The organism is Streptomyces sp. Root1304, from assembly GCF_001426405.1.
Classification (GTDB): Bacteria; Actinomycetota; Actinomycetes; order Streptomycetales; family Streptomycetaceae; genus Streptomyces.
In genome coordinates this window covers 136,274-161,552 of record NZ_LMEP01000025.1, presented here as the reverse complement: position 1 = coordinate 161,552, position 25,279 = coordinate 136,274, and the positions used below count along the sequence as shown (strand labels likewise).

General features: G+C 72.7%; 24 protein-coding genes and 3 pseudogenes. 17 read left to right on the top strand and 10 right to left on the bottom strand.

Going from position 1 to position 25,279, the window contains the following annotated elements:
• The first annotated feature begins 120 nt into the window (after positions 1-120).
• The 3 genes from hmgA to ASD33_RS27355 all read left to right on the top strand — a co-directional run bounded on the left by hmgA (position 121) and on the right by ASD33_RS27355 (position 3,572).
• Positions 121-1,443 (top strand): homogentisate 1,2-dioxygenase, encoded by a 1,323-nt coding sequence (gene hmgA / locus ASD33_RS27365; RefSeq protein ID WP_056566144.1) that lies wholly within the window; start codon positions 121-123, stop codon positions 1,441-1,443.
• Positions 1,444-1,483: 40 nt separating this feature from the next.
• Positions 1,484-2,233, top strand: coding sequence for a GntR family transcriptional regulator (locus ASD33_RS27360; RefSeq protein ID WP_056566142.1), 750 nt, complete (start codon positions 1,484-1,486; stop codon positions 2,231-2,233).
• A 115-nt stretch (positions 2,234-2,348) separates the two neighbouring features.
• Positions 2,349-3,572, top strand: coding sequence for a type ISP restriction/modification enzyme (locus tag ASD33_RS27355; protein WP_056566139.1), 1,224 nt, complete (start codon positions 2,349-2,351; stop codon positions 3,570-3,572).
• Here ASD33_RS27355 and ASD33_RS27350 read toward each other — a convergent pair.
• The gene (locus ASD33_RS27350) at positions 3,559-4,317 is read right to left on the bottom strand and encodes a TetR/AcrR family transcriptional regulator (protein ID WP_056566136.1); all 759 of its coding nucleotides are present in this window, start codon (positions 4,315-4,317) and stop codon (positions 3,559-3,561) included. The two genes, ASD33_RS27355 and ASD33_RS27350, sit on opposite strands and share 14 nt — an antisense overlap.
• A 63-nt stretch (positions 4,318-4,380) precedes the next feature.
• Here ASD33_RS27350 and ASD33_RS27345 point away from each other — a divergent pair, with 63 nt between their 5' ends.
• The 3 genes from ASD33_RS27345 to ASD33_RS27335 all read left to right on the top strand — a co-directional run bounded on the left by ASD33_RS27345 (position 4,381) and on the right by ASD33_RS27335 (position 7,433).
• The gene (locus tag ASD33_RS27345) at positions 4,381-5,319 is read left to right on the top strand and encodes an ATP-binding cassette domain-containing protein (protein ID WP_056566133.1); all 939 of its coding nucleotides are present in this window, start codon (positions 4,381-4,383) and stop codon (positions 5,317-5,319) included.
• Positions 5,316-6,095 carry an ABC transporter permease gene (locus ASD33_RS27340; protein WP_056566130.1) on the top strand — a complete coding sequence of 260 codons (780 nt, stop codon included), beginning with the start codon at positions 5,316-5,318 and terminating at the stop codon, positions 6,093-6,095. The genes ASD33_RS27345 and ASD33_RS27340 overlap by 4 nt, the downstream gene beginning before the upstream one ends.
• A 141-nt stretch (positions 6,096-6,236) precedes the next feature.
• Positions 6,237-7,433, top strand: coding sequence for a CaiB/BaiF CoA-transferase family protein (locus tag ASD33_RS27335; RefSeq protein ID WP_056566127.1), 1,197 nt, complete (start codon positions 6,237-6,239; stop codon positions 7,431-7,433).
• A 341-nt stretch (positions 7,434-7,774) separates the two neighbouring features.
• Here the strand turns inward: ASD33_RS27335 and ASD33_RS27330 are convergent, their stop codons facing one another.
• Entirely contained in the window at positions 7,775-8,047 is a 273-nt protein-coding gene (locus ASD33_RS27330) for a hypothetical protein (protein WP_199863596.1), read from the bottom strand.
• Between the two features lie 314 nt (positions 8,048-8,361).
• Here ASD33_RS27330 and ASD33_RS36850 point away from each other — a divergent pair, with 314 nt between their 5' ends.
• A complete protein-coding gene (locus tag ASD33_RS36850; protein WP_056566120.1) occupies positions 8,362-9,432 on the top strand; it encodes a protein kinase in 1,071 nt (356 codons plus the stop codon).
• On the opposite strand, the gene ASD33_RS27320 is transcribed toward ASD33_RS36850, so the two are convergent.
• The gene (locus tag ASD33_RS27320; protein ID WP_056566117.1) at positions 9,416-10,222 is read right to left on the bottom strand and encodes an SGNH/GDSL hydrolase family protein; all 807 of its coding nucleotides are present in this window, start codon (positions 10,220-10,222) and stop codon (positions 9,416-9,418) included. The two genes, ASD33_RS36850 and ASD33_RS27320, sit on opposite strands and share 17 nt — an antisense overlap.
• A 634-nt stretch (positions 10,223-10,856) precedes the next feature.
• Between ASD33_RS27320 and ASD33_RS27315 the strand changes: the two genes are divergently transcribed.
• From ASD33_RS27315 to ASD33_RS27300, 4 genes are all read left to right on the top strand, one after another.
• Positions 10,857-11,687 (top strand): glycosyltransferase family 2 protein, encoded by an 831-nt coding sequence (locus tag ASD33_RS27315; protein ID WP_056566115.1) that lies wholly within the window; start codon positions 10,857-10,859, stop codon positions 11,685-11,687.
• Positions 11,684-12,820, top strand: a complete 1,137-nt coding sequence (locus tag ASD33_RS27310) for a glycosyltransferase family 2 protein (RefSeq protein WP_079045054.1) — start codon at positions 11,684-11,686, stop codon at positions 12,818-12,820. Before ASD33_RS27315 ends, ASD33_RS27310 begins: the two co-directional genes overlap by 4 nt.
• Positions 12,821-12,858: 38 nt before the next feature.
• Entirely contained in the window at positions 12,859-13,623 is a 765-nt protein-coding gene (locus ASD33_RS27305; RefSeq protein ID WP_056566112.1) for a polysaccharide deacetylase family protein, read from the top strand.
• 85 nt (positions 13,624-13,708) lie between these two features.
• A complete protein-coding gene (locus ASD33_RS27300) occupies positions 13,709-14,827 on the top strand; it encodes a DUF5925 domain-containing protein (RefSeq protein WP_056566110.1) in 1,119 nt (372 codons plus the stop codon).
• Between the two features lie 9 nt (positions 14,828-14,836).
• Here ASD33_RS27300 and ASD33_RS27295 read toward each other — a convergent pair whose 3' ends face one another.
• Complete coding sequence (locus tag ASD33_RS27295) at positions 14,837-15,211, bottom strand: GntR family transcriptional regulator (RefSeq protein ID WP_056566107.1); 375 nt, start codon at positions 15,209-15,211, stop codon at positions 14,837-14,839.
• 74 nt (positions 15,212-15,285) lie between these two features.
• Here ASD33_RS27295 and ASD33_RS27290 point away from each other — a divergent pair, with 74 nt between their 5' ends.
• Positions 15,286-16,209 carry a GNAT family N-acetyltransferase gene (locus ASD33_RS27290; RefSeq protein ID WP_056566105.1) on the top strand — a complete coding sequence of 308 codons (924 nt, stop codon included), beginning with the start codon at positions 15,286-15,288 and terminating at the stop codon, positions 16,207-16,209.
• Positions 16,190-16,669 (top strand): DUF402 domain-containing protein, encoded by a 480-nt coding sequence (locus tag ASD33_RS27285; protein WP_056566101.1) that lies wholly within the window; start codon positions 16,190-16,192, stop codon positions 16,667-16,669. The genes ASD33_RS27290 and ASD33_RS27285 overlap by 20 nt, the downstream gene beginning before the upstream one ends.
• Positions 16,670-16,773: 104 nt before the next feature.
• On the opposite strand, the pseudogene ASD33_RS35205 reads toward ASD33_RS27285, so the two are convergent.
• From ASD33_RS35205 to ASD33_RS27280, 5 genes and pseudogenes are all read right to left on the bottom strand, one after another.
• Positions 16,774-17,021, bottom strand: a pseudogene (locus tag ASD33_RS35205) (integrase core domain-containing protein); the annotation flags it as partial.
• A gap of 1 nt (position 17,022) precedes the next feature.
• Positions 17,023-17,276: pseudogene (locus ASD33_RS36570) on the bottom strand (IS481 family transposase); the annotation flags it as partial.
• Between the two features lies 1 nt (position 17,277).
• Positions 17,278-17,902: pseudogene (locus ASD33_RS34585) on the bottom strand (leucine zipper domain-containing protein); the annotation flags it as partial.
• A 1-nt stretch (position 17,903) separates the two neighbouring features.
• Positions 17,904-18,038 (bottom strand): leucine zipper domain-containing protein (locus tag ASD33_RS35950; protein ID WP_277922104.1); only part of this gene is annotated, 135 nt, incomplete at its 3' end.
• A gap of 230 nt (positions 18,039-18,268) precedes the next feature.
• A complete protein-coding gene (locus tag ASD33_RS27280) occupies positions 18,269-18,655 on the bottom strand; it encodes a helix-turn-helix domain-containing protein (protein ID WP_056566097.1) in 387 nt (128 codons plus the stop codon).
• Positions 18,656-18,779: 124 nt separating this feature from the next.
• Between ASD33_RS27280 and ASD33_RS27275 the strand changes: the two genes are divergently transcribed.
• The gene (locus tag ASD33_RS27275) at positions 18,780-19,364 is read left to right on the top strand and encodes a flavodoxin family protein (RefSeq protein WP_056566095.1); all 585 of its coding nucleotides are present in this window, start codon (positions 18,780-18,782) and stop codon (positions 19,362-19,364) included.
• Positions 19,365-19,475: 111 nt separating this feature from the next.
• Here the strand turns inward: ASD33_RS27275 and ASD33_RS27270 are convergent, their stop codons facing one another.
• Positions 19,476-20,402 (bottom strand): CAP domain-containing protein, encoded by a 927-nt coding sequence (locus ASD33_RS27270; RefSeq protein WP_056566092.1) that lies wholly within the window; start codon positions 20,400-20,402, stop codon positions 19,476-19,478.
• A 179-nt stretch (positions 20,403-20,581) separates the two neighbouring features.
• Between ASD33_RS27270 and ASD33_RS27265 the strand changes: the two genes are divergently transcribed.
• From ASD33_RS27265 to smc, 3 genes are all read left to right on the top strand, one after another.
• Positions 20,582-20,863: an acylphosphatase gene (locus tag ASD33_RS27265; protein ID WP_056566088.1), complete on the top strand. Its 282-nt coding sequence runs from the start codon at positions 20,582-20,584 to the stop codon at positions 20,861-20,863.
• A 390-nt stretch (positions 20,864-21,253) separates the two neighbouring features.
• On the top strand, positions 21,254-21,472 hold the full coding sequence (locus tag ASD33_RS27260) for a hypothetical protein (RefSeq protein ID WP_015036455.1): 219 nt from the start codon (positions 21,254-21,256) through the stop codon (positions 21,470-21,472).
• A 234-nt stretch (positions 21,473-21,706) separates the two neighbouring features.
• Positions 21,707-25,267 (top strand): chromosome segregation protein SMC, encoded by a 3,561-nt coding sequence (smc, locus tag ASD33_RS27255; RefSeq protein WP_056566085.1) that lies wholly within the window; start codon positions 21,707-21,709, stop codon positions 25,265-25,267.
• Positions 25,268-25,279 lie beyond the last annotated feature (12 nt).

Below are 25,279 nucleotides of genomic sequence, written 5' to 3'. Positions count from 1 at the left end.
TGCGGCACCTGATTTCCGCGCACCCGACAACTGCCCGCCCGTCGCCCCGTTGACGGAAGGCGCGCGGAATCCTACGGTCATGCATAGGATTCCCTTGCGGGCTCAGGACAGGAGCGGGCGATGACCACGGAGCAGGCCAGGAAGACGGCCGAGACGCTCGGATACAGCACCGGTTTCGGCAACGAGCACAGCTCGGAGGCGATCCCCGGCGCGCTGCCGCACGGCCGCAACTCGCCGCAGCGCGCACCGCTCGGGCTCTACGCCGAGCAGCTCAGCGGCAGCGCCTTCACCGAGCCGCGGGCCCACAACCGGCGCTCCTGGCTCTACCGGATCCGCCCCTCGGCCGCGCACCCGCCGTTCACCCGGATCGACAACGGGACGCTGCGCGGCACGCCGTTCACCGAGACCGTGCCCGACCCGAACCGGCTCCGCTGGGACCCGCTGCCCGAGCCGGCGCCCGGCACCGACTGGCTGGCCGGTCTGTGGACCCTCGGCGGCAACGGCGACGCGACCCAGCGCACCGGCATGGCCGTGCATCTCTACCACGCCAACGCCGACATGGAGCGGGTCTTCGGCGACGCGGACGGTGAGCTGCTGATCGTCCCGGAGCGCGGCGGTCTGCTCCTGCGTACCGAACTCGGCCTGCTCGCCGCCCACCCCGGCGAGGTCGCGCTGATCCCGCGCGGGGTCCGCTTCCGCGTCGAGCTGCTCGACGAGACCGCCCGCGGCTATGTCTGCGAGAACTTCGGGGCGCCGTTCCAGCTCCCCGACCTCGGCCCGATCGGCGCCAACGGACTGGCCAACGCCCGCGACTTCCGGGCCCCGGTCGCCGCGTACGAGGACGTCGAGGGTCCGGTGGAGGTGGTCAACAAGTACTGCGGCAACCTCTGGTCGGCGACGTACGGCCACTCCCCGCTCGATGTCGTCGCCTGGCACGGCAACCACACCCCGTACGTCTACGACCTGCACCGTTTCAATGTCATCGGGACGATCTCGTACGACCACCCCGACCCGTCGATCTTCACCGTCCTCACCTCCCCCTCCGACACCCCGGGGCTCGCGGGAGTGGACTTCGTGGTCTTCGCGCCGCGCTGGCTGGTCGGTGAGGACACGTTCCGTCCGCCGTACTTCCACCGGAACGTGATGAGCGAGTACATGGGCCTGATCGAGGGCGCGTACGACGCGAAGACGGCCGGGAAGGGGGGTTTCGTGCCCGGCGGCGGTTCGCTGCACAACATGATGTCGGCGCACGGCCCCGACCGGGAGACCTTCGACCGGGCCAGCGCCGCCGAGCTCCGGCCGCAGAAGATCGACGACGGTCTGGCCTTCATGTTCGAGACCCGCTGGCCGGTGACCGTGACCCCGCAGGCGGCCGAGGCCGACCATCTGCAGCAGGGGTACGACGACGTATGGCAGGGTCTTGAGCGCCACTTTCGGCCGTAGTGTCTCGGCCGTAAGCCCGTAGCCTTCGTACGGAGAACCCGTGACCGCCTTCGCACCCGACTCGCTGGTCCTGAACCGCAAGCTGCCGCTCTGGTACCAGGTATCGCAGTCGCTGCGCGCCTCGATACTGGGCCGCACGCCCGACGCCTCGCTGCGGCTGCCCACCGAGGAGCAGCTCGCCGCCCACTACGGCGTGAGCGTGCTGACCATGCGCCAGGCCCTCAAGGAGCTGGAGGAGGAGGGCCTGATCAGCCGGCACCGGCGGCGCGGGACCTTCATCGAGCCGGGTGCCCGGCGTTCCACCCCGCGCCGGCTGCTCGGCTCGATCGACGCGATCGTGGCCCAGCAGTCGGGCGAGCTGACGACGGTTCTCGGCCACGGCGCCGCCCCGGTGCCGGGTGAGCTCGCGGAGCACTTCCCCGACCTGACGGAGATCGTGGCGTACCGGCGGCTGCGGCGCGACGGCGAGACCGGGGAGCCGACCAACTGGGCGGAGAACGCCGTGCGTCCCGAGCTCGCCGCCGCGATCGACCCGGCCGATCTGGAGCGGTGGCCGATGACGAAGGTGCTGCGGGACGTCGTCGGGGTGCGGATCAGCCGCATCACCGACACGGTCGAGGCGCGGCTCGCCGATCCGGAGACCGCCGCCCTGCTCCAGGTACCGCTGCTGTCGCCGATCCTCCACTACACCGGTGTGACCTACGACGAGGACGGCAGGGTCGTCGACGTGGCCCGCATCCGCTACCGGGGCGACCGCTTCTCCTTCACGGTGACGGTGGAGGCGCACTGACGGGCGGGAGCGCCGCATCCCGCGGGAGAGGCGCGCCGCACCACGGCCGGCGCCGGAATCGCGTCGGCGCCGGAATCCCGCCGACGCTGGATGCCCACGGAGCGCCCTCGTTAGCATGCGGGGCGTGACGGAAGCTCCCGGAGCGCACGACGCCGACCCGCCCCTCCTCGACGACCTCATGCCGTGGTCCGTGGCGCCGTTGCGCTTCGGCCGTCCGTGGATCGCGGCGCCGGACGTGCGGACCCTGCGGGCCCGCTGGGACCGGCTCGTCGCCGCCGAGGGGGCCGAGCGGGAGGCCCTGTTCCGGCCCAGCCGGGCGCGGACCCCGGCGAGTACGGTCGCCGCGCTGCCCGGACAGCGCACCGGGACCGCCCGGTGGTCGCGCGACCCGGGCCGCTGCCCGGACCCCGTACGGATCGCGCGCGGGCCGTACGACGAGCAGTGGCTGCTGCCCGACCACCGGCTGATCGACACCGCCCGCCCCGAGCTGTGGCGGGTCGCCGGCGCACCGCAGCTCTTCGCGGTCGAGCAGGGGTACGCGCCGGGGGCCGCCGGCCCCGCGCTCCTCGTGACGGCCGCACTGCCGGAGGGCCGCTCCCCCGCCGGCCGGCCGGGCCGCATCCGGCCACTGTTCCGGCGCCCCGGGGGCCGGGAGCCCAATCTCGCGCCGGGTCTCCTCGCGTTCCTCGGGGAACGGTACGGGCGCGCGGTCGACGCCCACGAGTGGCTCGCGTGGACCGTGGCGGCGGCCCGCCCCTCCCCCGCCGGGTGCCGGGTGCCGCTCCCCGGGGACCCGCGGGTCTGGGCGGCGGGCGTGGCGCTCGGCCGGGAGCTGGTCGACGTCCAGGCGCGGGGCGCCCTGAGCGGGACGAAACCGAGGCTGCCGGGCGGACGCCGCCCCTATGTGCGGGCGGCGGTCCCGGCGTGCCCCGCGGAGATGACGTACGACGAGGGGGACGAGACCCTCTGCCTCGACGAGGGCCGGATCTCCCCCGTGCCGGCGGCGGCCTGGGAGTTCCGGGTCGGCGGGGTACGGGTCCTCGAGCAGTGGTTCGCGCACCGGACCGCCGTACCGGAACCCGGTTCGCTGGAGGCGATCGGTCCTGCGGCCTGGCCGCAGGAGTGGACCTCGGAGCTCCTGGAGCTGATCACGGTGCTCGCGCTGCTCGGCTCGCGGGAGCCGGAGCGCGCCGTGTTCGCGGCGGAAGCGCCGCAGAGCGTGGGAGCCGAGGAGCTGCGGGCGGCCGGAATCCTGCCGCCGCCCGCCCGGGCCCGCCGCCCCGCGTCCGTGCTGGACCATCAGGAGGAGGGCCCGGAGGGGCAGTTCATGCTCCTGTGACGGGACCCGCCGATTCGCCCGCCGAAGGCTCCCCGGGCGCGAACGAGTCCAGAAGCCGGGCGATGGTCAGCGCGAAGACCGCGTCCGCGTCGATCGGGGCGGCGGGCGCCTCGGCGAACAGCTCCGCGAGGTGCGGATACCGCCCGCTCGCCAGCCGGCTTCCCAGATAGGCGGCGCGCACCGCCTGCTCCTCCGCCTCGGACCAGGGCAGTCCCCGGGCCCGCTCGGCGATGGCGTGCTCGTTGGCGACGGTCGCCATGACCGTGCCGTTGATCATGGCGATCAGCTGCATCTTCAGCCCGGCGGGGATGTCCAGCGGGGACAGGCTGGCCATGCACCACTCCAGGAAGGCCAGGGCGTTCGGGCTGAACCCGTAGGCGGTGGTCATGGTCCGGGGGAGCCAGGGGTGCCGGTACATGATCGCGCGGCTCTGGTGGGCGATGCCGGTCATGTCGGCGCGCCAGTCGCCGCTGGGCTCCTCGGGCAGCTCGTACTCGCCGCTGACGGCGTCGACCATCAGCTCGTACAGGTCCTCCTTGCGGGGGACGTAGTTGTAGAGCGACATGGTGCCGCAGCCGAGTTCGGCGGCGATGCGGCGCATGGAGACCGCGTCGATGCCGTCGGCGTCGGCGATGCGGACGGCCACGTCCACGACGTCCCGCCGGCTGTACGCCGGTTTGGGGCCTCGGCCCGCGCGCTCGGGCCGCGCCCAGATCACTTCCGGTTCGGCCGCTCGGCCCGCCATGGATCATCACCTCGCCTCCATCGTAGTTACGTACACCGTACGTAGTGGGGTAGGGTCACGGCCATGACGACTACGTACGCTGTACTTAGTGAGGGTCTGCAGAAGCGGTACGGCGAGGTCCACGCCCTCCGCGGGCTCGACCTCGCCGTCCCCGAGGGCTCGGTCTGCGGCGTCCTCGGGCCGAACGGCGCCGGCAAGACCACCGCCGTCCGCGTCCTCACCACCCTCACCCGGCCCGACGCGGGGAGCGCGCGGGTCGCAGGCCACGACGTGGTGCGCGACCCGGCAGGGGTACGGAAGCGGATCGCGGTCACCGGGCAGTACGCCTCGGTCGACGGGGACCTGACGGGCGCCGAGAACCTGCGGCTCTTCGCCCGCCTCCTGCGCGCGCCGCGCTCCCGCGCCGACGAGCTCCTGGAACGGTTCGGCCTCACCGCGGCCGCCGGGCGGCCCGCCCGCACGTACTCCGGCGGCATGCGGCGCAGGCTCGACCTGGCGGCGAGTCTGCTCGTACCGCCCCGGGTCCTCTTCCTCGACGAGCCCACGACCGGACTCGACCCGCACAGCCGCAACGAGATCTGGGACGCCGTACGGGAGTTGGCCTCCGACGGGACGACCGTGCTGCTGACCACGCAGTACCTGGAGGAGGCCGACCAGCTCGCCGACGACATCGTCCTGATCGACGAGGGGCGGGTCGCCCAGCGCGGCACCCCCGCCGCGCTCAAGGCCCTCGTCGGCAGCTACGCCCAGGTCGTCGTCGCCCCCGCCTCGCCGCTCGAAGCCGCCGCGGCCGTCCTCGACCAGCTGACCGGTTCGGCGCCGGACCTGGACCCCGAGCGCCGCACGGTCGGCGCGGTGACCACGGACACCACGCTCACCCTCCCCCGCATCGTCCGCGAGATCGACGCGGCCGGGGTGCTCATCGTCGACGCGTCCCTGCGTCCACCCACCCTCGACGAGGTGTTCCTGCGCCTCACCGACCGGAAGGAGCTCGCCGCGTGAGCACCGCCCTCGTCCACGACGGCACCGCCGTCCTCGGCCGCCATCTCCGCCGCGTCCTGCACGCGCCCGCGATCACCGTGATGACGCAGACGATGCCGATCGTGTTCCTGCTCTTCTTCGGATACGTGTTCGGCAGCGCGCTCGCCCTGCCCGGCGCCGAGTACCGCTCCCAGCTGGTGCCCGGCCTGTTGGTGGCGACGGCGGCGGGCGGGCTCATGACCGGCATGTTCCAGTCCGCACAGGACGCGCACCGGGGCGTCATGGACCGCTTCCGGACCATGCCGGTGAGCAGGGCCGCCGTCCCCCTCGGGCAGGCGCTGGCCGATCTGGTGGCGAGCGCGGTCGGCACGGTCCCGCTCGTCCTGGTCGGGCTCGCCATGGGCTGGCGGATCGAGGGGACGGCGGCGGAGGCCCTGGCCGCCCTCGGCCTGCTGCTGCTCTTCCGGTTCGCGACGACCTGGGTGGGCATCCTGCTCGGCCTGGCGTCGAAGAGCGAGGAGGCGGCCGGGCAGCTCGGCAGCGCCACGTTCATGCTGCCGCTGCTGTCGAACGCGTACATCCCGACGGACAACCTGCCGGGCTGGCTGCGGACGGTCGCCGAGTGGAACCCGATCTCGGCGGTCACGACGGCGGTCCGCGCCCTCTTCGGCAACGCGCCGGTCCCCGTCGAAGGAGCCTGGCCGGTGACCCATCCGGTCGCCGGGGCGCTCCTCTGGTCGCTGGGCCTGATCGCCGTCTTCGCCCCGCTCGCGGTACGCCGCTACGCGCGGGGCTGACGACCCGTACGGCACCGGGGCCCGCCACGACACCGGGGGCGTACGGACACGTCAGGCCGTACGCGCCGCATGCCCGGCGCGCCCCGGCGTGATCCATCCCCTGATGACAACCCCCGCCCCCGCAGGGTAGGCAGGGCTTTCATGAGCACTCAGCCACTCCCCCTCGAAGGCATCACGGTCGTCGCCGTCGAGCAGGCCGTCGCCGCCCCCTTCGCCACCCGGCAGCTCGCCGACCTCGGCGCCCGCGTCGTGAAGGTCGAGCGGCCCGACGGCGGGGACTTCGCCCGGGGGTACGACACCGCCGCCCGGGGTCTCGCCTCGCACTTCGTGTGGTGCAACCGCGGCAAGGAGTCCGTGGCGGTCGACCTCAAGGACCCCCGGGGCCTGGCGCTCGTCCGGCGGCTGGTGGCCGGCGCGGACGTCTTCGTGCAGAACCTCGCCCAGGGCGCGGCGGCCCGGCTCGGCCTCGACGCGACCACCCTGTGCGCCGCTCACCCGCGGCTGATCGCGGTGGACGTCTCCGGGTACGGGGCGGACGGACCGTACGCGCTCAAGCGGGCGTACGACATGCTCGTCCAGTGCGAGGCGGGCCTCGTGTCGGTGACCGGGACACCGGAGCGACCGGTCAAGTCCGGGATTCCCGCGGCCGACATCGCGGCCGGCATGTACGCCTTCTCGGGCGTCCTCGCCGCACTCGTACGGCGCGGCACGACCGGGCGGGGCGGTCCGGTGGAGATCTCGCTGCTCGACTCGCTCGCGGAGTGGATGGGGCATCCGTTGCATCACGGGATGCACGGGGGTACGCCCCCGGCGCGTACGGGGCTCGCGCACGCGGTGATCGCCCCGTACGACGCCTACCCGACGGCCGACGGCGGTCTTGTGCTGCTCTCCGTGCAGAACGACCGGGAGTGGCGGCGGCTGGCCGGGCAGGTCCTCGGCCGGCCGGAGCTGGCGGAGGACCCGGAGTTCGCGACGAACACGGCACGGGTGGCCGGGCGCGCGGCGACGGACGCGGTGGTCGCGGAGGCCCTGGCCCCGCTGACGGCGCCCGAGGCGCTGGCCCGCCTGGACGCGGCGGGCATCGCCTGCGCCCGGCTCAACTCGGTCGCGGAGCTGGCGGACCACCCCCAGCTGACGGCCCGTGACCGCTGGCGGGAGGTGGAGTCACCGGCCGGTCCGCTGCGCGCGCTCCTCCCGCCGATCATCTTCCCGGACGCCCCGGAACCCCGGATGGACCGGATCCCGGCACTCGGACAGGACACGGACGGGGTGCTCGCGGAGTTGGGCGTGCCGGAGGCGGAGGTGAAGGAGCTGAGGAGCGCGGGGGTGATCGCCTGAGGCCCGGGGGGACGGGGCGCGGCGGCGGGTGCGACGGGCCCGGTCGGGCGGGCGCGGGCCGGACGGGTCGACGGGTGAGCCGGGACCGGCCGTCGGGCGCGCCGGTCCGGTCAGCGGGTGCGAGCAGGCTTCCGGCAGGTACCGGCCGGCCCGTCAGCGGGCACGAAGGAGCGCCGGACGGGCGGGGACACGTCCGGCGCTTCTGTTTGCGCCGTGCTGTCACTCGGACGGGCAAGGTCGCCCGGCTGAGCTGTCGCTGTCGAGTCGTACGGGAGTACGGGCGGCCGGGCAGGGGCGGGCGGGAACCTCGGGGGTACGCGGCGGCCCGGTGCGCCCGACCGTCAGCGGCGCGTTCCGAAGAGGGAGCGGCGGAGTCTGCGGAGCGGGGCGAAGAGCGAGACCCGCGCGCTGCGGCTGCGGTGGCTGTGCACCGGCGCCTCGTGCGTACGCGTCGTCAGTTCCCGCATCAGCAGCGTCGCCTCGGCCGCCTCGCGCTGGGGCACGGCGGGACCGCCGAGCACCGCGAGATGACGGTCGAGCCGCGAACTCGTCGCGCTGCTCCCGCAGGTGATGGCAGGCACTCGCGGCCTGCTGCGCATTGCTATCTGTTCCATGTCACTCCCCACCCGTACAAGGGCACCCGACCCAGGGCAGGTTAACCCTATCGCCCCGTCGTGACACCCGTGTATCCCGGCGGCAGGATTCGTCGCACTCGTACGGGGGTTGACGGTCACTGTCCGAATCCATCTGATTCCAGGGCGAGTTGGACAGGAATCGAACACCTGCCGAACCGTCACGAACCATCCTGCCCTCCGGGTGGCCACCGGCGGTCACCCGGGTCGGTGTGATCTCCGCCACCAAGATCGTCCGAGCGGATTCGAGTCGACGGACCCGCGCCGGGAGGAACCCCCTCGGCTACCGTGGATCCATGACGGTGATCGCGGGTCGGTACCGGCTTCTGGACGTCCTCGCCGAAGGGGCGACCGGCACCGTCTGGCGCGCCCTGGACGAGACGAACGGCCACGAGGTGGCGGTCAAGGAGTTCCGGGCCCCGGACGGGCTCCCCGCCGACGAGGCTCCCCTGCTGTACGCCCGGCGGGAGCGGGCGGCGCGGGCCGCCGCCCGGATCTCGCACCCCTCCGTCGTACGGACGCTCGGCGTGGCCACCGACGACGGCCGGCCGTGGGTCGTGACGGAGCTGGTGCGGGGGCTCTCGCTCGCCGAGACGCTGGAGGCGGCCGGTCCGCTCTCCCCGCGCGAGGCGGCGCGCGTCGGCGCCGAGGTGCTCTGCGCGCTGCGGGCGGCGCGCGAGGCGGGCGTCCCGCACCGGGGCGCGGCGCCGGGAGACGTCCTGCTCGCCAACGACGGGCGGGTCGTGGTGACCGGCTTCGACGCGGCCCCCGAGGACGACCGGGGGCCGGAGACGGACCTGCGCTCGCTGGGGGAACTCCTCGACGCGGCGGTCGCGGCGCCGTCGTCGGGCGGTGCGGCCCGCCCGGCCCCGGCGGGCGACGAGCGCGGCGCGCTCCGCGCCCTGGTGGAAGGACTGCTGCACCCCGACCCCGAACACCCGTTGACGGCGGACCGGGCCGAGCGGGAGCTGCGAAGGATCGCGTCGGGCGGTGCGCCGGTCACGCGGGCGGAGCCGCACGCGGCGACGGGCGGCACGGCCCGGGCCGCGGCCGGCGGCACGGGAGGGAACGGGCGCCGGACGGCGGGCGGCGATCAGGAGGACGGAGGCCGGGCCGGCGGGGGTGGCGGGCGCGGTCCGGCAGCGGAGGGGGGTGCGGGGGCGTCCCGGAGGGCCGGGGCGCCCCGTCGTGCGGCCGTGCTCCTCGCCGGGCTGATCGGCGCGCTGCTGATCGCGGGAGCCCTGACGTACCACCTGGTGCGGGACGACGAAGGCCCCGGCACCGGGCCCGGTCCGGGCGGTGCGACGAGCACCGCTCCGGCCGGTCCCGGCGCCACGGACGGCGGTTTCGCTACACCGCGTTCCTGAAGCTGGGCAGGTAGCCGCCGGACTGTCCGGCGGCGGTCGGGTGGTAGGACTCCCCGATGTTGAGCCAGTTGACGCTGTGCAGCCACGAGGAGCTGGAGCAGATCTCGTGGCCGGTGAAGGCCGGGACCACGCTGGAGTAGGTGTAGCCGTGGTCGGCGGCGCGCTTGGCGACGGCGGCGTTGAGGTAGTCGGAGGCGCCGTTGATGGCGGTGCGCTCGTTCTCGCTCAGGCCGGCGATGCAGCTGCCGCCCAGCTGGTAGAAGCGCGGGTAGCCGAGGACGACGACATGGGCCGAGGGCGCCTTGTTGCGGATCGCCGTGTAGACGGCGTCGAGCTTCCCGGGGAGCGTGGTGTCCACGTAACTCTTGGCCTGATTCACACGGTTGATACAGGTGGCTTCGGACTGCAGCACACAGGTGGTCATCACGTCGGCGAAACCGGCGTCATTTCCCCCGATCGTGAGGGAGACCAGGTCAGTGGCGGCCGAGAGGGGGCCGAGCTGATTCGCGGTCACATCACCCGTTCGGGCGCCCGAGCAGGCGGTGAAGGCGAACGAGGAGGGGGCGTTCGCGTTCTTCCACAGCACCGGGTACGCCTTCGTGGAGCGCTTGCAGTCACCACTGGCGCTGTCGTAACTCCCCGAGCCGACACCCGAGGAGTACGAGTCCCCCAGGGCCACGTAGTCGAGTGCGGCGTTCTCGGCGGCCTGAGCGGCACCCGCCCCGGTGAGGGCGAGAACGGCTCCGAGCAGGAGCGAGGACGAAAGGGCGGTAAAACGGGACAGTCTCATGGAACCTCCCTGTAGCAGGATCTCTGCGTTACCAGGTAGTAGCATCGGATCCGCCCCACCGGAAGTGTTCATGTCAAAACTGGGGGTGAACGGCTTCCGATCCTCCGTCAGGGACCGTCGAGATCAGGCCACCTGAGGAACCGGAGCCTCCGCTCCCGCGAATCGGTCGAACGAGAACGCGACACATTCGCACAACAATGCACAGCGATGCGATCTCGCATCACTGCTCCCTGCATGCCATCGGATTGATCGAATCCGACCGCGAAGCTTGCACTTCCGACCGTCGAACCTTCGCCAAACTGCCGAAAACCGGGCCACAGTTGAGGGACTTGCCATACAGTCCCCTTCATCAATACCGTCGTAGATCTCACTCGCACCGGTCCGTCACGCAAAGCGGCTCAGGGGAGGGCTCTAGCGTCGCTGGTGGTCCCGGGGCGGGGCGCGGTAGGGGGGTGCCGTGCTCGGTGTTCGAACGTGCGCCGAGTCGCGGGTGCCGCGCGGCCAGACATGCCAACTCGCCGATCCCGCAAGGAGACCGCTTCCGCGCGGGGCGAGAACCCCCCTTTCGAACCGGACACACCATCGGACCGCCCAAGGGGTGGGCGGCCCACCGGACGAGAGGGAAACCGGACCCATGAGCTCGTTCCTGCGCCCGACCGCCACGGGCCAAGAATTGACCGAGCCGAGTCGAATAGCCGCCCAGTACCGCGCGATCACCTCGCATTTGGCGATCACTCCGCCGGTGAGCGTCGTCATTCCCGCGATGAACGAGGCCGAAAATCTTCCGTACGTCTTCAAGACGCTGCCGGAATGGATTCACGAAGTCGTCCTCGTCGACGGAAATTCCACGGACGCCACGGTCGACGTCGCACGTGAACTCCGGCCCGACGTCAAGGTCGTCAAGCAGGTCGGCAAAGGCAAGGGCGACGCGCTGATCAGCGGATTCGCCGCCTGCACCGGCGACATCATCGTCATGGTCGACGCGGACGGCTCGGCCGACGGCCAGGAGATCGTCTCCTATGTCTCCGCCCTCGTCGGCGGCGCCGACTTCGCCAAGGGCTCCCGGTTCGCCAACGGCGGCGGCACGGACGACATGACGACCATCCGCCGGCTGGGCAACTGGGCCCTCTGCACCCTCGTCAACCGGAAGTTCGGCGCCCGGTACACCGACCTCTGCTACGGCTACAACGCCTTCTGGCGCCACTGCCTCGACAAGATCACCCTCGACTGCACCGGGTTCGAGATCGAGACCCTGATCAACATCCGGGTCGTCACCGCCGGCCTGAAGGTGCAGGAGGTGCCCAGCCACGAGTACAACCGCATCCACGGCGTCAGCAACCTCAACGCCGTCCGCGACGGCATCCGGGTCCTCAAGGTCATCCTCAAGGAGAAGGCCGTCAGCAAGGCGGCCCGCCGCCGGCCCGCGCCGTTCTCGGTGAACGTCCCCCGGGGAGAGGCGTCTTGAGCGACGGCACGTCCCCGTACGGCTTCTCGGTGGTGATCTGCGTCTACACGGAGGAACGCTGGGAGGACATCCTCGCCGCCGTCGACTCCGTACGGAAGCAGTCCCTGCCGGCCCGCGAGACGCTGCTCGTCGTCGACCACAACGAGCGGCTCCTCTCCCGGCTCACCGAGGAGTACGCGGAACGGCCGTCCCCCGCGTCCGGTGCGGAGGTGCGGGTGCTCGCCAACGCGGGCCCCCGCGGCCTCTCCGCCGGCCGCAACACCGGGATCGCCGCCGCCCGCGGCGCGTTCGTGGCCTTCCTCGACGACGACGCCGTCGCCGAGGAGGACTGGCTCCACCACTTCGCCGCCGCGTACGACGACCCGCGCGTCATGGCGGTCGGCGGCCGGACCCTGCCCACCTGGGCCTCCGGCCGCCGCCCGGCCTGGTTCCCGGAGGAGTTCGACTGGGTTGTCGGCTGCACCTACCGGGGCCTGCCCCCGGGCCGGGTCCCGGTGCGCAACGTCCTCGGCGGCAACGCCTCCTTCCGCCGTACGGCCTTCGACGCGGCGGGCGGCTTCGCCACCGGCATCGGGCGGGACGGCAGCCGGCGGCCCCTCGGCGGCGAGGAGACCGAACTGTGCATCCGCCTCTCCAAGGCGCTGCCCGAGGCGATCCTCCTCATCGACGACCGGGCGGTCATCCACCACAAGGTGCCCACCGCCCGCGAGCGCTTCGCCTACTTCCGCACCCGGGTCTACGCCGAGGGCCTGTCCAAGGCACTGGTGGCGCGGAGCGTCGGCGCGCAGAAGGGCCTGGAGTCCGAACGGCGCTACACCACGAGGGTGCTGCCCGCCGGGGTCCTGCGCGGAGTGCGCGACGCCCTGCGCGGCCGCGACGGCGGCGCGGGCCGGGCCGGGGCGATCGTCACGGGCGTGACCCTGGCAGCGGGCGGCTACGCACTGGGCACGCTGCGGACGAGACACGGCGGCACGAGGCTCTCGTGGGGGCCGATCGAGGGGACGGGGGCCGGGCCGGCGAAGGCCGGGACCGGAGCCGAACCCCCGGCCGGGGCCGACACCGGTACCGAAGCCCCGGCCGGTCCCGACGTCGGCGCCGAAGCCGCGGGCCGTCCCGCCGGGGTCCGCCCGTGACCGACTGCCCCGGCGTCCGACCCGCCGTTCCCGTTCTCATGTACCACGCCGTCTCCCCCGATCCCGCGCCCGCCACCCTCGGGCTCTCCGTCACCCCCGAGGCCTTCGCCGCGCAGATGGCGGTCGTCGCCGAGCGCGGGTTCACCCCGCTGACCACCGCCCGGCTCGCCGCCGCCTGGCGCACCGGCGCGGCGCTGCCCGCGCGGCCGCTCCTCGTCACCTTCGACGACGGGTACGAGGGCGTGCACCGGTACGCCCTGCCGGTGCTCGCCGCGCACTCCTTCACGAGCACCGTCTTCGTCTCCACCGGCTGGCTGCCCGGGAGACACGAGACCGGCGGCGCACTCGACACCATGCTCGACTGGGCGCAGGTGCGCGAACTCGCCGACGCGGGGGCCGAGATCGGCGGGCACAGCCACACCCACCCGCAGCTCGACCAGCTCGACGCGCGCCGGCTCCGGTTCGAGACCCTGCGCTGCCGGGAGATCGTGGCCGAGGAGCTCGGCACCGCCCCCGTCTCGTTCGCGTACCCGTACGGCTACTCCAGCCGCCGGGTCCGCCGTACCGTCCGGGAGGCCGGTTTCACCCAGGCGCTCGCCGTCGGCAACGCTCTGGCCGGCCGCTGCCAGGGCCCGTACGCCCTGGAGCGGTTGACGGTGCGCCGGTCGACCGGCCTCGCGGAGTTCGTCCGGCTCGTCGAGGGCCGGTCGATCGCCCGGAACTTCGCCGCCGACCGGGCCATGACGAAGGGGTACGCGCTCGTCCGACGCGCCCGGGGCGCGGTCCGGGGCCACTGGATCTGAAGCCCCGGTCGGAGGGGCGGGGCGCGCCCGGCCGGAGCGGCGTCCCGGCCAAAACCCGGTGCGCGTCCTGTCCCGTTGACGGATCATGGGCGCCATGGCTGACACCGCACCGGAACCGTCCGAGCCGCAGCGCTCGCTGCCGATCCGGCTCAACCTCGACGACAGCGACTCGCCCTCGGACGTCGTCGACGCGCTGTTCCTCGGCCGCTTCGCGACCGGGGAGCAGCCCCACTCGCACAGCACCACCCTGGACCGGGTCAAGCCCGACGCGACGCTGCTCCCGGCGGGGGCCACGGTGCTGCGGGCCGCGAAGGACGACGACCGCAGCGCCCAGCTCGCCGAGGGCGAGGGCTGGACGCTGCTGATCTCCCGCTGGAACCGGGGCGCGGACGTCACCGTGACCGCCACCGACGCGGACCTCGCCCGGCGGGTCCTGGAGGAGGCCACCGAGGGGGCGAAGGACGAGCCGGAGCCCCAGCCGGAGAACGTCACGATGGGGTTCTGGTACGTGTCGCCCCGGCGCGGCCCGCACCGGACGACCCGGCAGATCAGTGCCGGGACGTGGGACGAGGTCCGGCCCAACTACTCCGCCCCGGTGGCCGAGTCCATGGACCGGCTGATGAAGGTGACGCCCGAGTCGATCGCCGGCCGGCTCCTGCTGCTGCACGGCCCGCCGGGCACCGGCAAGACCTCCGCGCTGCGCACCCTGGCCCGGTCCTGGCGGGACTGGTGCCAGGTGGACTGCGTGCTCGATCCGGAGCGGCTCTTCAACGACGTCGGCTATCTGATGGACATCGCCATCGGCGAGGACGAGGGCACGGCCAAGGGACGCTGGCGGCTGCTGCTCCTGGAGGACTGCGACGAGCTGATCCGGGGCGAGGCGAAGCACACGGCGGGGCAGGCCCTGTCCCGGCTGCTGAACCTGACGGACGGTCTGCTCGGGCAGGGGCGCAACGTCCTGGTCGGGGTCACCACCAACGAGGACCTGGAGCGGCTCCACCCGGCCGTGGTCAGGCCGGGCCGCTGTCTGGCCAGGATCGAGGTCGGGCCGCTGACCCGGGCCGAGTCGGTGGAGTGGCTGGGGCGTGCGGAGGACGTGCCGCGCGAGGGCGCGACGCTGGCGGAGCTGTTCGCCCTGCGCCGCGGCACGCCCTCGACGGAACTCCCGGAGCCCCGCACGGCGGGGGCGGGCCTGTACCTGTAAGGGCTTCGTTCAGTTGTCGTAGGCCGCGCGCAGCGCCTCGTTCAGTGCCGCCTCGGCCGCCTCTCGGCTGAGGCCGAGGCGGCGGGCCTCCTCGGCGTACTGGGCGGCGGCGGTGGCGGCGCGGCGGGTCGCCGCGTCCCCCGCGGCGGCGACGAAGGTGCCGTGCCGCCCGCGCGTCTCGATCACCCCGTCCGCCTCCAGTGCCTTGTACGCCTTGGCGACCGTGTTCGCGGCGAGGCCCAGTTGTTCCGCGAGCCCTCGTACCGTCGGCAGCTTGTATCCGACCGGCAGTCTGCCCGACCGGGCCCGCTCCGAGATCTGGGCCCGCAGTTGTTCGTACGGAGCGGTGGTGGATTCGTGGTCCACGGCGATGGTGAGTGTCACCCCGCCGATTCTGCCCCCACCCCACCGGAAAATGGGAGGCGGCGGAGCGAGCCCGGCCCGTAGCGTGCGACCACATGACAGTGATCGTCCGTGATGTACGGGCCGAGGACGCCGCGGATTTCGCCCGGGTCCGCCGAGCGGCCATCCCCTTCATGCTCGCGAGCGCCGAGCAGTGCGCCTTCGACTGGGCGCACGCCCATCCGCAGGGCCACGAACGTCCGCTGATCGCTGTCACGGAGGACGGCGAGGCCATCGGTACGGTGCAGCAGCGGATCGCCCATGACGCCCCGGAGCCCGGGATCGGCTCGGTGAACGTGTACGTGGACCCGGCGCACCTCGGCCGCGGTGCCGGGACGCTGCTGCTGCGCGCCGCCGAGGAGCACCTCGCCGAGCGGGGTGCTCGGACCCTGTACAGCTGGGTCCTGGACGCCCCCGAGAACCTGGCCTGGGCCGGCCGGCGAGGGTACTCCCCCAGCCGTTCCGCGTACTTCCTCCGGCTCGACCTGGCCTCGGCCGGGCTGCCGCCGCTCCAGCCGCCGCCCGCCGGTGTGGAGCTGCGCACGGCCGAGGACTTCGCGGCCGATCCGCGGCCGCTGTTCGAGCTGGACGCGGTGACGACCGCCGATGAGCCGGGTGACGTGGGCGCGGAGCTCGACGACTACGAGCACTGGCTGGCGACGACCTGGAGCCACCCGCTGTTCGACCGGGCGCTGACGACGGTCGCGGTCGTGGACGGCGTACCGGCGGCGTTCAGCGCGGCGCAGACGGACGGTCTGGGCCGGTACAACTCGGGGATGACGGGCACGGCCCCGGCGTTCCGGGGGCGGGGGCTCGCGAAGCTCGCGAAGAACACGTCGCTGCACCGGGCGCGCGCCGCGGGCTGCACGGAGGCGTTCACCGGGAACGACACCGGGAACGAGCCGATGCTCGCGATCAACAAGTGGTTCGGTTACGAGGTCTGCGCGCGGGAGGTGCGGCATGTCCGGACGATCGGTTGAGGTCACGCTGACGAAGGCGGGCCGGACGAAGATCCGCTACCCGGCGGAGGTGCTCGTGGAGGACGGCGCCCGGCTCTCGGTGCGTGCCCCGTGGGCGGCCGAGGGGGTACGGGACTTCGGCTTCGTGCGGTTCGAGCCGGGCGACGTGTTCGTGGAGCACTACTGGAGCGACCGCTGGTACACGGTCAAGGAGGTGTGGTCCGCCGAAGGCTCGCTCAAGGGCTGGTACTGCGACATCACCCGGCCCGCCGTGATCGGCGGTTCCGGGGTGGTGGTCGAGGACCTGGACCTGGACCTGTGGGTGTCGGCGGACGGCAGTGAGGTGCTGCGGCTCGACGAGGACGAGTTCGCGGCGAGCGGGCTCGCCGCCTCCGATCCGGAGGCGGCGGAGCGTGCCGTGGTCGCCCTGGACGAGCTGGAGGTCCTGGGCCGCGAGGGCCTGGTGGAGCTGTTGCGCTAGCTGTATTGACCTGCAGGGTTGTTGACACGGCTGATGGGTGGGTGTCCGTCGAGTGCGGTGTGGCAGCGGTGGTGGTTGTAGGTGTGGAGGAAGTCTGCCAGGGCACCTGCAGGGTTGTTGACACGGCTGATGGGYGGGTGTCCGTCGAGTGCGGTGTGGCAGCGGTGGTGGTTGTAGGTGTGGAGGAAGTCTGCCAGGGCTTCGGTTCGTTCGGTGTTCGAGGTGTAGGGCCGTAGGTAGGCCCAYTCGTCGAGGAGGGTGCGGTTGAAGCGTTCGACCTTGCCGTTGGTCTGGGGCCGGTAGGGCCGGGTGAGTTTCCCGGTGGCGCCGAGGTCGGCCAGGACGTTCTTCCNTCGTCGAGGAGGGTGCGGTTGAAGCGTTCGACCTTGCCGTTGGTCTGGGGCCGGTAGGGCCGGGTGAGTTTCCCGGTGGCGCCGAGGTCGGCCAGGACGTTCTTCCAGGCCAGGCCCTTGCGGTAGGCCCAGGCGTTGTCGGTGAGGACGCGTTCGATGCGGGTGATGCCCTGGCTGTGGAAGAACGCGGCCGCGCGGGCCAGGAAGCCCGCGCAGGTCGCGACCTTCTCATCGGGGTGGATCTCGCTGTAGGCNTCGATGCGGGTGATGCCCTGGCTGTGGAAGAACGCGGCCGCGCGGGCCAGGAAGCCCGCGCAGGTCGCGACCTTCTCATCGGGGTGGATCTCGCTGTAGGCCAGGCGGGAGTGGTCGTCGACGGCGGAGTGGACGTAGTCGAAGCCCATGCTGTTGCGGGTGGTCCGGCCGGCCTGGCGGCCCAGGACCTTGTGGCYGCCGCCGTCGGGGATGCGGCCGAGCTTCTTCACGTCGACATGGAYCAGYTCKCCGGGWCGSTCGCGYTCGTAACGGCGGATCACCTGACCGGTCGGGCGGTCGAGCCAGGCCAGCCGGTTCAGCCGGTGRCGGGTCAGGATCCGGTGGACGGTCGAGGCGGGCAGACCCGCGATCGGGCCGATCCGGGCCGGGCCGAGCTTGCGGCTCTGCCGCAGGTCGCAGACCCGTTCCTCCATGCCGGCCGGGGTCCGGTGCGGAGTCGTGAGAGGCCGGCTCGACCGATCATGCAGGCCGGTGTCGCCCTCGGCCCGCCACCGGCGGATCCATTTGTGGGCCGTGGCCCGGGAGATCCCCATCTCCGCGGCCACATGAGCGACCGGACGGCCTGAGCAGACGCGTTCGACCAGCAGTCTCCTACCGAAGACGGNGCGGATCCATTTGTGGGCCGTGGCCCGGGAGATCCCCATCTCCGCGGCCACATGAGCGACCGGACGGCCTGAGCAGACGCGTTCGACCAGCAGTCTCCTACCGAAGACGGTCAGCCGGGCATTACGGTGGGGCACGAAGACCTCCGCGCGGTGAGTTCCTAGACAGCTCCCACCACACCGGAGGTCTTCGCCATGTTCAAGACCAGACCAGTGTCAACAACGCTCGTGATCAATACANACCTCCGCGCGGTGAGTTCCTAGACAGCTCCCACCACACCGGAGGTCTTCGCCATGTTCAAGACCAGACCAGTGTCAACAACGCTCGTGATCAATACACCTAGGGCGGTGGCGTCGGCCGGTCGGGCTCAGGCGCCGACCGGGGCCTCGCGCTCCGCGTCGTAGCTCTCCCGGGCCGCCTCGACCTGCGGCATGCGCCCTTCCAGCAGCTCGATCAGGCCGATCAGCCGGTCCGCGATCTCGCGGCCGAGCGGGGTGAGCCGGTAGTCGACCCGCGGCGGGTTCGTCGGCTGTGCCTCGCGGTGGACGAGACCGTCGCGCTCCAGGGCGTGCAGGGTCTGCGACAGCATCTTCTCGCTCACGCCGTCGACGCGGCGGCGCAGCTCGTTGAATCGGAACGTCCCGTCGTGCAGGGCGCCCAGGGTGAGGCTGCCCCAGCGGCCCGTCACGTGTTCGAGGGCGCCGCGCGAGGGGCAGGCCCGTGCGAACACGTCGTAGGCGAGGTCGTCAGTCATGGGGACCACCGTACTCTCGCGCAGCGCTTACCGCCATGAGTGCGCTAACCCATGGCTTGCGCTATCTAAAAGTTAGTGCTCTACTTCTGGTCATCGCCCCACCGAACCTCCCGAGGAGTCCCCTGTGACCAGCCCCGTCGTCTCCGTCGCCTACCACTCCGGCTACGGCCACACCGCCGTCCTGGCCGAGGCCGTCCGCGCCGGCGCCGCCGGCACGGGCGCCACCGTCCACCTGATCAAGGTCGACGGGATCACCGACGCCGAGTGGGAGCTGCTCGACTCCTCCGACGCGATCGTGTTCGGCTCCCCGACCTACATGGGCACCGCCTCCGGCGCCTTCCACCGCTTCGCCGAGGACTCCTCGAAGCGCTGGTTCACCGGCGCCTGGCAGGACAAGCTCGCCGCCGGCTTCACCAACTCCGGCTCCAAGAGCGGCGACAAGCTGCACACCCTGCAGTTCTTCCAGATCCTCGCCGGCCAGCACGGCATGACCTGGGTCAACCTCGGCCTGAAGCCCGGCTGGAACACCACCGACGCCTCCGAGAACGACCTCAACCGCCTCGGCTTCTTCACCGGCGCCGCCGCCCAGACCGCCAACGACCTCGGCCCGGACGGCGTCCACAAGGCGGACATCGCCACCGCCGAACACCTCGGCCGCCGCGTCGCCCTGACCGCGGGCACCTTCGCTGCCGGCAAGGCCGCCGCCTGACCCTCGGGCACACGAAAGGGCCCCGTCACCGGAAGGCGACGGGGCCCTTTCACGCGTTCGCTCCGGAGCGGCTCCGAGCCGCATGGAGTCACGCCGGTCCGGCGTACCGGCTCAGTAGCCGAAGTCCTGCGTCCACCAGGGGCCGCCGTCGCCGAAGTGGACGCCGACGCCCAGCGTCTTGAAGTCGCAGTTCAGGATGTTCGCGCGGTGGCCGTCGCTGTTCATCCAGGACTCCATCACGGCCGCCGCGTCCGCCTGGCCGCGCGCGATGTTCTCGCCGCCCATGCCCGTCACGCCTGCCTGCTCCGCGCGCGCCCACGGGGTGTCCCCGTCGGGGTCCGTGTGGTCGAAGAAGCCGCGCGCCGCCATGTCCGCGCTGAACGCCCCGGCCAGCGACGCCAGCTGGGCGCTCGGGTTCACCGGCGAGCAGCCCACCTTGGCGCGCTCCAGATTGACCAGCCGGAGGACCTCCGCCTCGGCGGCCGTGCCGCGGTCGGCGGTCGAGGGGGCCGAGGTCTTCTCGGCCGGCGCCTCGGTCGTCGGGTCCGGCTTCGGCGCGGGGGCCTTCGTGGACGGCGCGGCCGTGGGCTTCGGCGGCGCCGGCTTCGTGGTCGGAGCCTTGGACGGGGTCGCCTTCGGGCTGGGCGTGGCGGACGGGGTCGTCGCCGACGGCGAGGCCGTCTTCCCGCCGCTGGTGCCCGTGCTCGCTCCGGTGCGCGTGCCCGTGCCGCCGCCCGTCGACCCGGCGCCGTCGGCCGGGGTCTCGGTCGCCCCGCCCTGCGTCGTCAGCTCGGGGGCCTGCCGGGACTGGCTCGGGCGCTCGCTGGTGCCCACACTGCCGACGGTGAAGGTGTCCCCGCCGGGCAGCAGGCCGGAGGCCATGGCGACGGCGCCCACCGCGACCGCCGCGGAGGCGCCGAGCAGGCCGGTGCGCACGGGGGCGCGCCGCTTGCGGCGGGTACCCCGGTGCGGGCGGTCCGAACCTGCCGCGTAATCTTCTGCGGCGGGTGCGGCTCCGGCGCGACGGTGGCGTCCCATCTGCTCTGCCTTCCTGCTGGTCCTGTGGGGCTTTGCTGATCTTTGCTGTCGGTATCGTTCGCGTACCGCCAGTCGAACAGCGCGCGCCCGAACGGGTGAGGCATGTTCGGTCGGGACTGTAGTCCATGCACGCCCGGGGCGATGTGCTCATCTGGCAATCCGCCCGTTAGCGTGCAGTCATGAGCGACGACGTACGGATGACCGCCTGGGTGCGCGGCCGGGTACAGGGAGTGGGCTTCCGCTGGTTCACCAGGGCAAACGCGCTGGAGATCGGAAGCCTGGTGGGCTTCGCCCTGAACCTCGACGACGGCCGGGTGCAGGTGGTGGCCGAGGGGCCGCGTGAGAATTGCCACCGTCTGCTCGCCTGGCTCCACTCCGCCGACACACCCGGGCGCGTGGACGGCGTCACTGAGATCTGGGCCACCCCGCGCGGCGGATACGACGGCTTCGCCATCCGCTGAGCCACCCCCTCGACAGCTCCTCCGGTGACCCGGCGGGGTGTCGAACACACACGCGGTAACACCCGTGCGAGGGGGGAAACCCCCTGGTGGTTGCCAAGAAGCGCCCGTCGTGGAAGGCTGCCCGGTAAGGATGATCGCGACGCCCTGAGGCACCGAGTCCGCGAGGCCCCGCCGCCCACTGAGCGGCTGAGGACTCCTCGGTCGCCCCTTCGTACGGGGCGTGATCGTGTTGACCGTCAAACTTTTTGGTGAGACGCTGGAATCCCCGCGCACCTTAGCTGTTTGGCAGTGGAACCGGCACGACAAGCAGTACTGCCGAGCACCGCGGGTGCGAATCCCTCACGACCCACACCGCTTCGGTCGGTCACTCATTGTGGAGGACCATCCATCATGGCAAAGGCGCTTCTCGGTTACGTCGGCGGCTCCGACCCGCGACTCCTCGCCGAGATGCGACGGCTTCAGCAGCGCGTCCAGGATCTCGAATCCGAGCTGGTACGGATTCAGTCCGAGAACGACTCGCTCGCCGCTGCCGCCGCTCAGCACCAGGGAGAGTCGCTGCTGAACAGCATCGATCTCGACGTACCCCAGGCGGAGCCTGCGCTCACCTGACAACCCCAGCCCCCGAGGGGCCAGGTGGGAAACACTCACACCGGCACAGCCGACGGAGGCGTCCACGGACACCTGCGCCGGTGAAGCCGGGCACGCAAGGGGCGCTTCGGCGTCCCTTCCTTCTTTCCCTCCCCGCTTCACCCACTGTTTCCCCCTCGTCCCACCCCACCTCACCCGAGGATCTGCCCTGCCCGTTCGCGGGTGAAACGCACGGGCCCCGGTAGAGTCCCCGGGGTGCACCTCAAGGCCCTGACCCTCCGCGGATTCAAGTCGTTCGCATCGGCCACCACCCTGCGGTTCGAACCGGGCATCACCTGTGTCGTGGGCCCCAACGGATCGGGCAAGTCCAACGTCGTGGACGCCCTGTCCTGGGTGATGGGAGAGCAGGGCGCCAAGTCGCTGCGCGGCGGCAAGATGGAGGACGTCATCTTCGCCGGCACGACCGGGCGCCCCCCGCTGGGCCGCGCCGAGGTCTCCCTCACCATCGACAACTCCGACGGCGCGCTGCCCATCGACTACGCCGAGGTCACCCTCACCCGCATCATGTTCCGCGGCGGCAGCAGCGAGTACCAGATCAACGGCGACACCTGCCGGCTGCTCGACTTCCAGGACCTGCTCTCCGACTCCGGCATCGGACGCGAGATGCACGTCATCGTCGGACAGGGACAGCTCGACTCCGTCCTGCACGCCGACCCGATGGGCCGCCGCGCCTTCATCGAGGAGGCCGCGGGAGTCCTCAAGCACCGCAAGCGCAAAGAGAAGGCGCTGCGGAAGCTCGACGCGATGCAGGCCAACCTCGCCCGCGTCCAGGACCTCACCGACGAACTCCGCCGCCAGCTCAAGCCCCTGGGCCGGCAGGCCGCCGTCGCCCGCAGGGCCGTCGTCATCCAGGCCGACCTGCGCGACGCCCGCCTCCGCCTCCTCGCCGACGACCTCGTCCACCTCCAGCGGGCCCTGACGGCCGAGGTCGCCGACGAGGCGGCCCTCCTCGCCCGCAAGGAGGCCACCGAGCGGGAACTGCGCGCCGCGCTCACCCAAGAGGCCGAACTCGAGGCCGAGGCCCGCACCCTCGTACCCCGCCTGGAACGCGCCCAGCAGAACTGGTACGCCCTCTCCCAGCTCGCCGAACGCGTCCGCGGCACGGTCTCGCTCGCCGACGCGCGCGTGAAGAGCGCCACCACCGCCCCCGCCGAGGAACGCCGCGGCCGCGACCCCGAGGACCTGGAACGCGAGGCGGCCCGCGTCCGCGAGCAGGAGGCGGAGCTGGAAGCCGCCCTGGAGGCCGCCGAACGCGCCCTGGAGGACACCGTCGCCCACCGCTCCGAACTGGAACGGGCGCTCGCCGACGAGGAACGACGCCTCAAGGACCTGGCCCGCGCCCTCGCCGACCGCCGCGAGGGCCTCGCCCGCCTCCACGGCCAGGTCAACGCCGCCCGCTCGCGCGCCGCCTCCGCCCAGGCCGAGATCGACCGCCTCGCCGCCGCCCGCGACGAGGCGGGGGAGCGGGCCGCCACCGCCCAGGAGGAGTACGAACAGCTCAAGGCCGAGGTCGAGGGACTCGACGCCGCCGACACCGCGCACGGCGAGCGGTACGAGGCCGCCCGCCGCGAACTCGCCGAGGCGGAAACCGCCCTGAGCGCCGCCCGCGAGGCCGTGGGCGACGCCGAACGCCGGCGCGCCGCCACCCGGGCCCGGCACGACACCCTCGCCCTCGGGCTGCGCCGCAAGGACGGCACCGGCGCCCTGCTCGCCGCCGGACTCAGCGGCCTTCTCGGCCCCGCCGCCGAACTCCTCACCGTCACCCCGGGATACGAGATCCCCGTCGCCGCCGCCCTCGGCGCCGCCGCCGACGCGGTCGCCGCCACCGGCCCCGCCACCGCCGCCGAGGCCCTCCGCCTCCTGCGCAAACAGGACGCCGGCCGCGCCTCCCTCCTCCTGGCCGGCGGCCCGGAACCCGACCCCGCCCCGGCCGCACCCGCGGCGCACCCGTACGCCGCCGACCTCGTCCGGGGACCCGAGGAACTCATGGCCGCCGTGCGCCGGCTGCTCGCCGGGGTCGTGGTCGTCGCCGACCTCGACGAGGCCGCCGAACTGGTCAGGACCCGGCCCGCGCTGACCGCCGTCACCGCCGAGGGCGACCTGCTCGGACCGCACTTCGCGCAGGGCGGCTCCGCGGGCGCGCCCAGCCTCCTCGAAGTCCAGGCCTCGGTCGCCGAGGCCGCCGCCGAACTCGACGAACTGGCCGTACGGTGCGAGGAGTCGGCCGCCGCCCGGCACGAGGCCGACGAACGCCGGCGTACCGCCGCCGCGCTCGTCGAGGAGCTCGACGCCCTCCGTCGTACCGCCGAGCGCGAGAAGTCCGCCGTGGCCCAGCGGCTCGGACGGCTCGCCGGCCAGGCCAGGGGAGCGGCGGGGGAGGCCGAGCGGGCCGCCGCTGCCGCCGCCCGCGCCCAGGAGGCCCTGGAGCGGGCGACCGCCGAGGCCGAGGAGCTGGCCGAACGCCTCCTCGTCGCCCAGGAGGCCGCCGAGTTCGGGGACGGCGACGAGGAACCGGACACCGGCACCCGCGACCGGCTCGCGATCGACGGTTCCAACGCCCGCCAGACGGAGATGGAGGCGCGGCTCCAGGTCCGTACCCACGAGGAACGCGTCAAGGGCCTCGCGGGGCGGGCGGACTCGCTCGACCGCGCCGCCCGCGCCGAACGGGAGGCACGCGCGCGTGCCGAGCAGCGGCGGGCACGGCTGCGCCACGAGGAGCGGGTCGCCGGAGCGGTCGCCGCGGGCGCCCGGACACTCCTCGCCCACATCGAGGTCTCGCTCGTCCGCGCCGAGCGGGAGCGGGTGGTGGCCCAGGCGGCGCGCGCCGACCGCGAGGAGGGGCTGACGGCGGCCCGGAACCGGGGCCGGGACCTCAAGGCCGAGCTGGACAAGCTGACCGACTCCGTCCACCGCGGGGAGGTGCTGGGCGCCGAGAAGCGGTTGCGGATCGAGCAGCTGGAGGCGAAGGCCCTGGAGGAGTTCGGGGTCGAGGCCGCGGCCCTGACCGCCGAGTACGGCCCCGACCAGCCGGTGCCCCCGTCGCCCGCGGAAGGAGCGGAGGCGGCGGAGGGCGGGGAGTCCGCCGGGGTCGACGAGCCGCGCCCCTTCATCCGTTCGGAGCAGGAGAAGCGGCTCAAGGCCGCCGAACGGGCGTACCACCAGCTCGGCAAGGTCAATCCGCTGGCCCTGGAGGAGTTCGCGGCGCTGGAGGAGCGGCACCGCTTCCTCTCCGAGCAGCTGGAGGACCTGAAGAAGACCCGTACCGACCTGCTTCAGGTCGTGAAGGAGGTCGACCTGCGGGTCGAGCAGGTCTTCACCGAGGCGTACCGGGACACCGCCCGCGAGTTCGAGGGCGTCTTCTCCCGGCTCTTCCCGGGCGGCGAGGGCCGGCTGATCCTCACCGACCCCGACAACATGCTGACCACCGGCGTCGAGGTGGAGGCCCGGCCGCCGGGCAAGAAGGTCAAGCGGCTCTCGCTGCTCTCCGGCGGCGAGCGCTCGCTGACGGCCGTGGCGCTGCTCGTCTCCATCTTCAAGGCGCGGCCCAGCCCGTTCTATGTGATGGACGAGGTCGAGGCGGCGCTCGACGACACCAACCTCCAGCGGCTGATCCGGATCATGCGGGAGCTCCAGGAGTCCTCGCAGCTGATCGTGATCACCCATCAGAAGCGGACGATGGAGGTCGCGGACGCGCTGTACGGGGTGTCCATGCAGGGCGACGGCGTGTCGAAGGTGATCAGCCAGCGGTTGCGCTGACGCCATATCGTT

Coding starts and splice junctions, on each gene's coding strand:
- hmgA (WP_056566144.1), top strand. CDS start 121: ATGACCACGGAGCAGGCCAGGAAGACGGCCGAGACGCTCGGATACAGC.
- ASD33_RS27355 (WP_056566139.1), top strand. CDS start 2,349: ATGCGGGGCGTGACGGAAGCTCCCGGAGCGCACGACGCCGACCCGCCC.
- ASD33_RS27350 (WP_056566136.1), bottom strand. CDS start 4,317: ATGGCGGGCCGAGCGGCCGAACCGGAAGTGATCTGGGCGCGGCCCGAG.
- ASD33_RS27345 (WP_056566133.1), top strand. CDS start 4,381: ATGACGACTACGTACGCTGTACTTAGTGAGGGTCTGCAGAAGCGGTAC.
- ASD33_RS27335 (WP_056566127.1), top strand. CDS start 6,237: ATGAGCACTCAGCCACTCCCCCTCGAAGGCATCACGGTCGTCGCCGTC.
- ASD33_RS27330 (WP_199863596.1), bottom strand. CDS start 8,047: ATGGAACAGATAGCAATGCGCAGCAGGCCGCGAGTGCCTGCCATCACC.
- ASD33_RS36850 (WP_056566120.1), top strand. CDS start 8,362: ATGACGGTGATCGCGGGTCGGTACCGGCTTCTGGACGTCCTCGCCGAA.
- ASD33_RS27320 (WP_056566117.1), bottom strand. CDS start 10,222: ATGAGACTGTCCCGTTTTACCGCCCTTTCGTCCTCGCTCCTGCTCGGA.
- ASD33_RS27315 (WP_056566115.1), top strand. CDS start 10,857: ATGAGCTCGTTCCTGCGCCCGACCGCCACGGGCCAAGAATTGACCGAG.
- ASD33_RS27305 (WP_056566112.1), top strand. CDS start 12,859: ATGTACCACGCCGTCTCCCCCGATCCCGCGCCCGCCACCCTCGGGCTC.
- ASD33_RS27300 (WP_056566110.1), top strand. CDS start 13,709: ATGGGCGCCATGGCTGACACCGCACCGGAACCGTCCGAGCCGCAGCGC.
- ASD33_RS27290 (WP_056566105.1), top strand. CDS start 15,286: ATGACAGTGATCGTCCGTGATGTACGGGCCGAGGACGCCGCGGATTTC.
- ASD33_RS27285 (WP_056566101.1), top strand. CDS start 16,190: ATGTCCGGACGATCGGTTGAGGTCACGCTGACGAAGGCGGGCCGGACG.
- ASD33_RS27280 (WP_056566097.1), bottom strand. CDS start 18,655: ATGACTGACGACCTCGCCTACGACGTGTTCGCACGGGCCTGCCCCTCG.
- ASD33_RS27270 (WP_056566092.1), bottom strand. CDS start 20,402: ATGGGACGCCACCGTCGCGCCGGAGCCGCACCCGCCGCAGAAGATTAC.
- ASD33_RS27265 (WP_056566088.1), top strand. CDS start 20,582: ATGAGCGACGACGTACGGATGACCGCCTGGGTGCGCGGCCGGGTACAG.
- ASD33_RS27260 (WP_015036455.1), top strand. CDS start 21,254: ATGGCAAAGGCGCTTCTCGGTTACGTCGGCGGCTCCGACCCGCGACTC.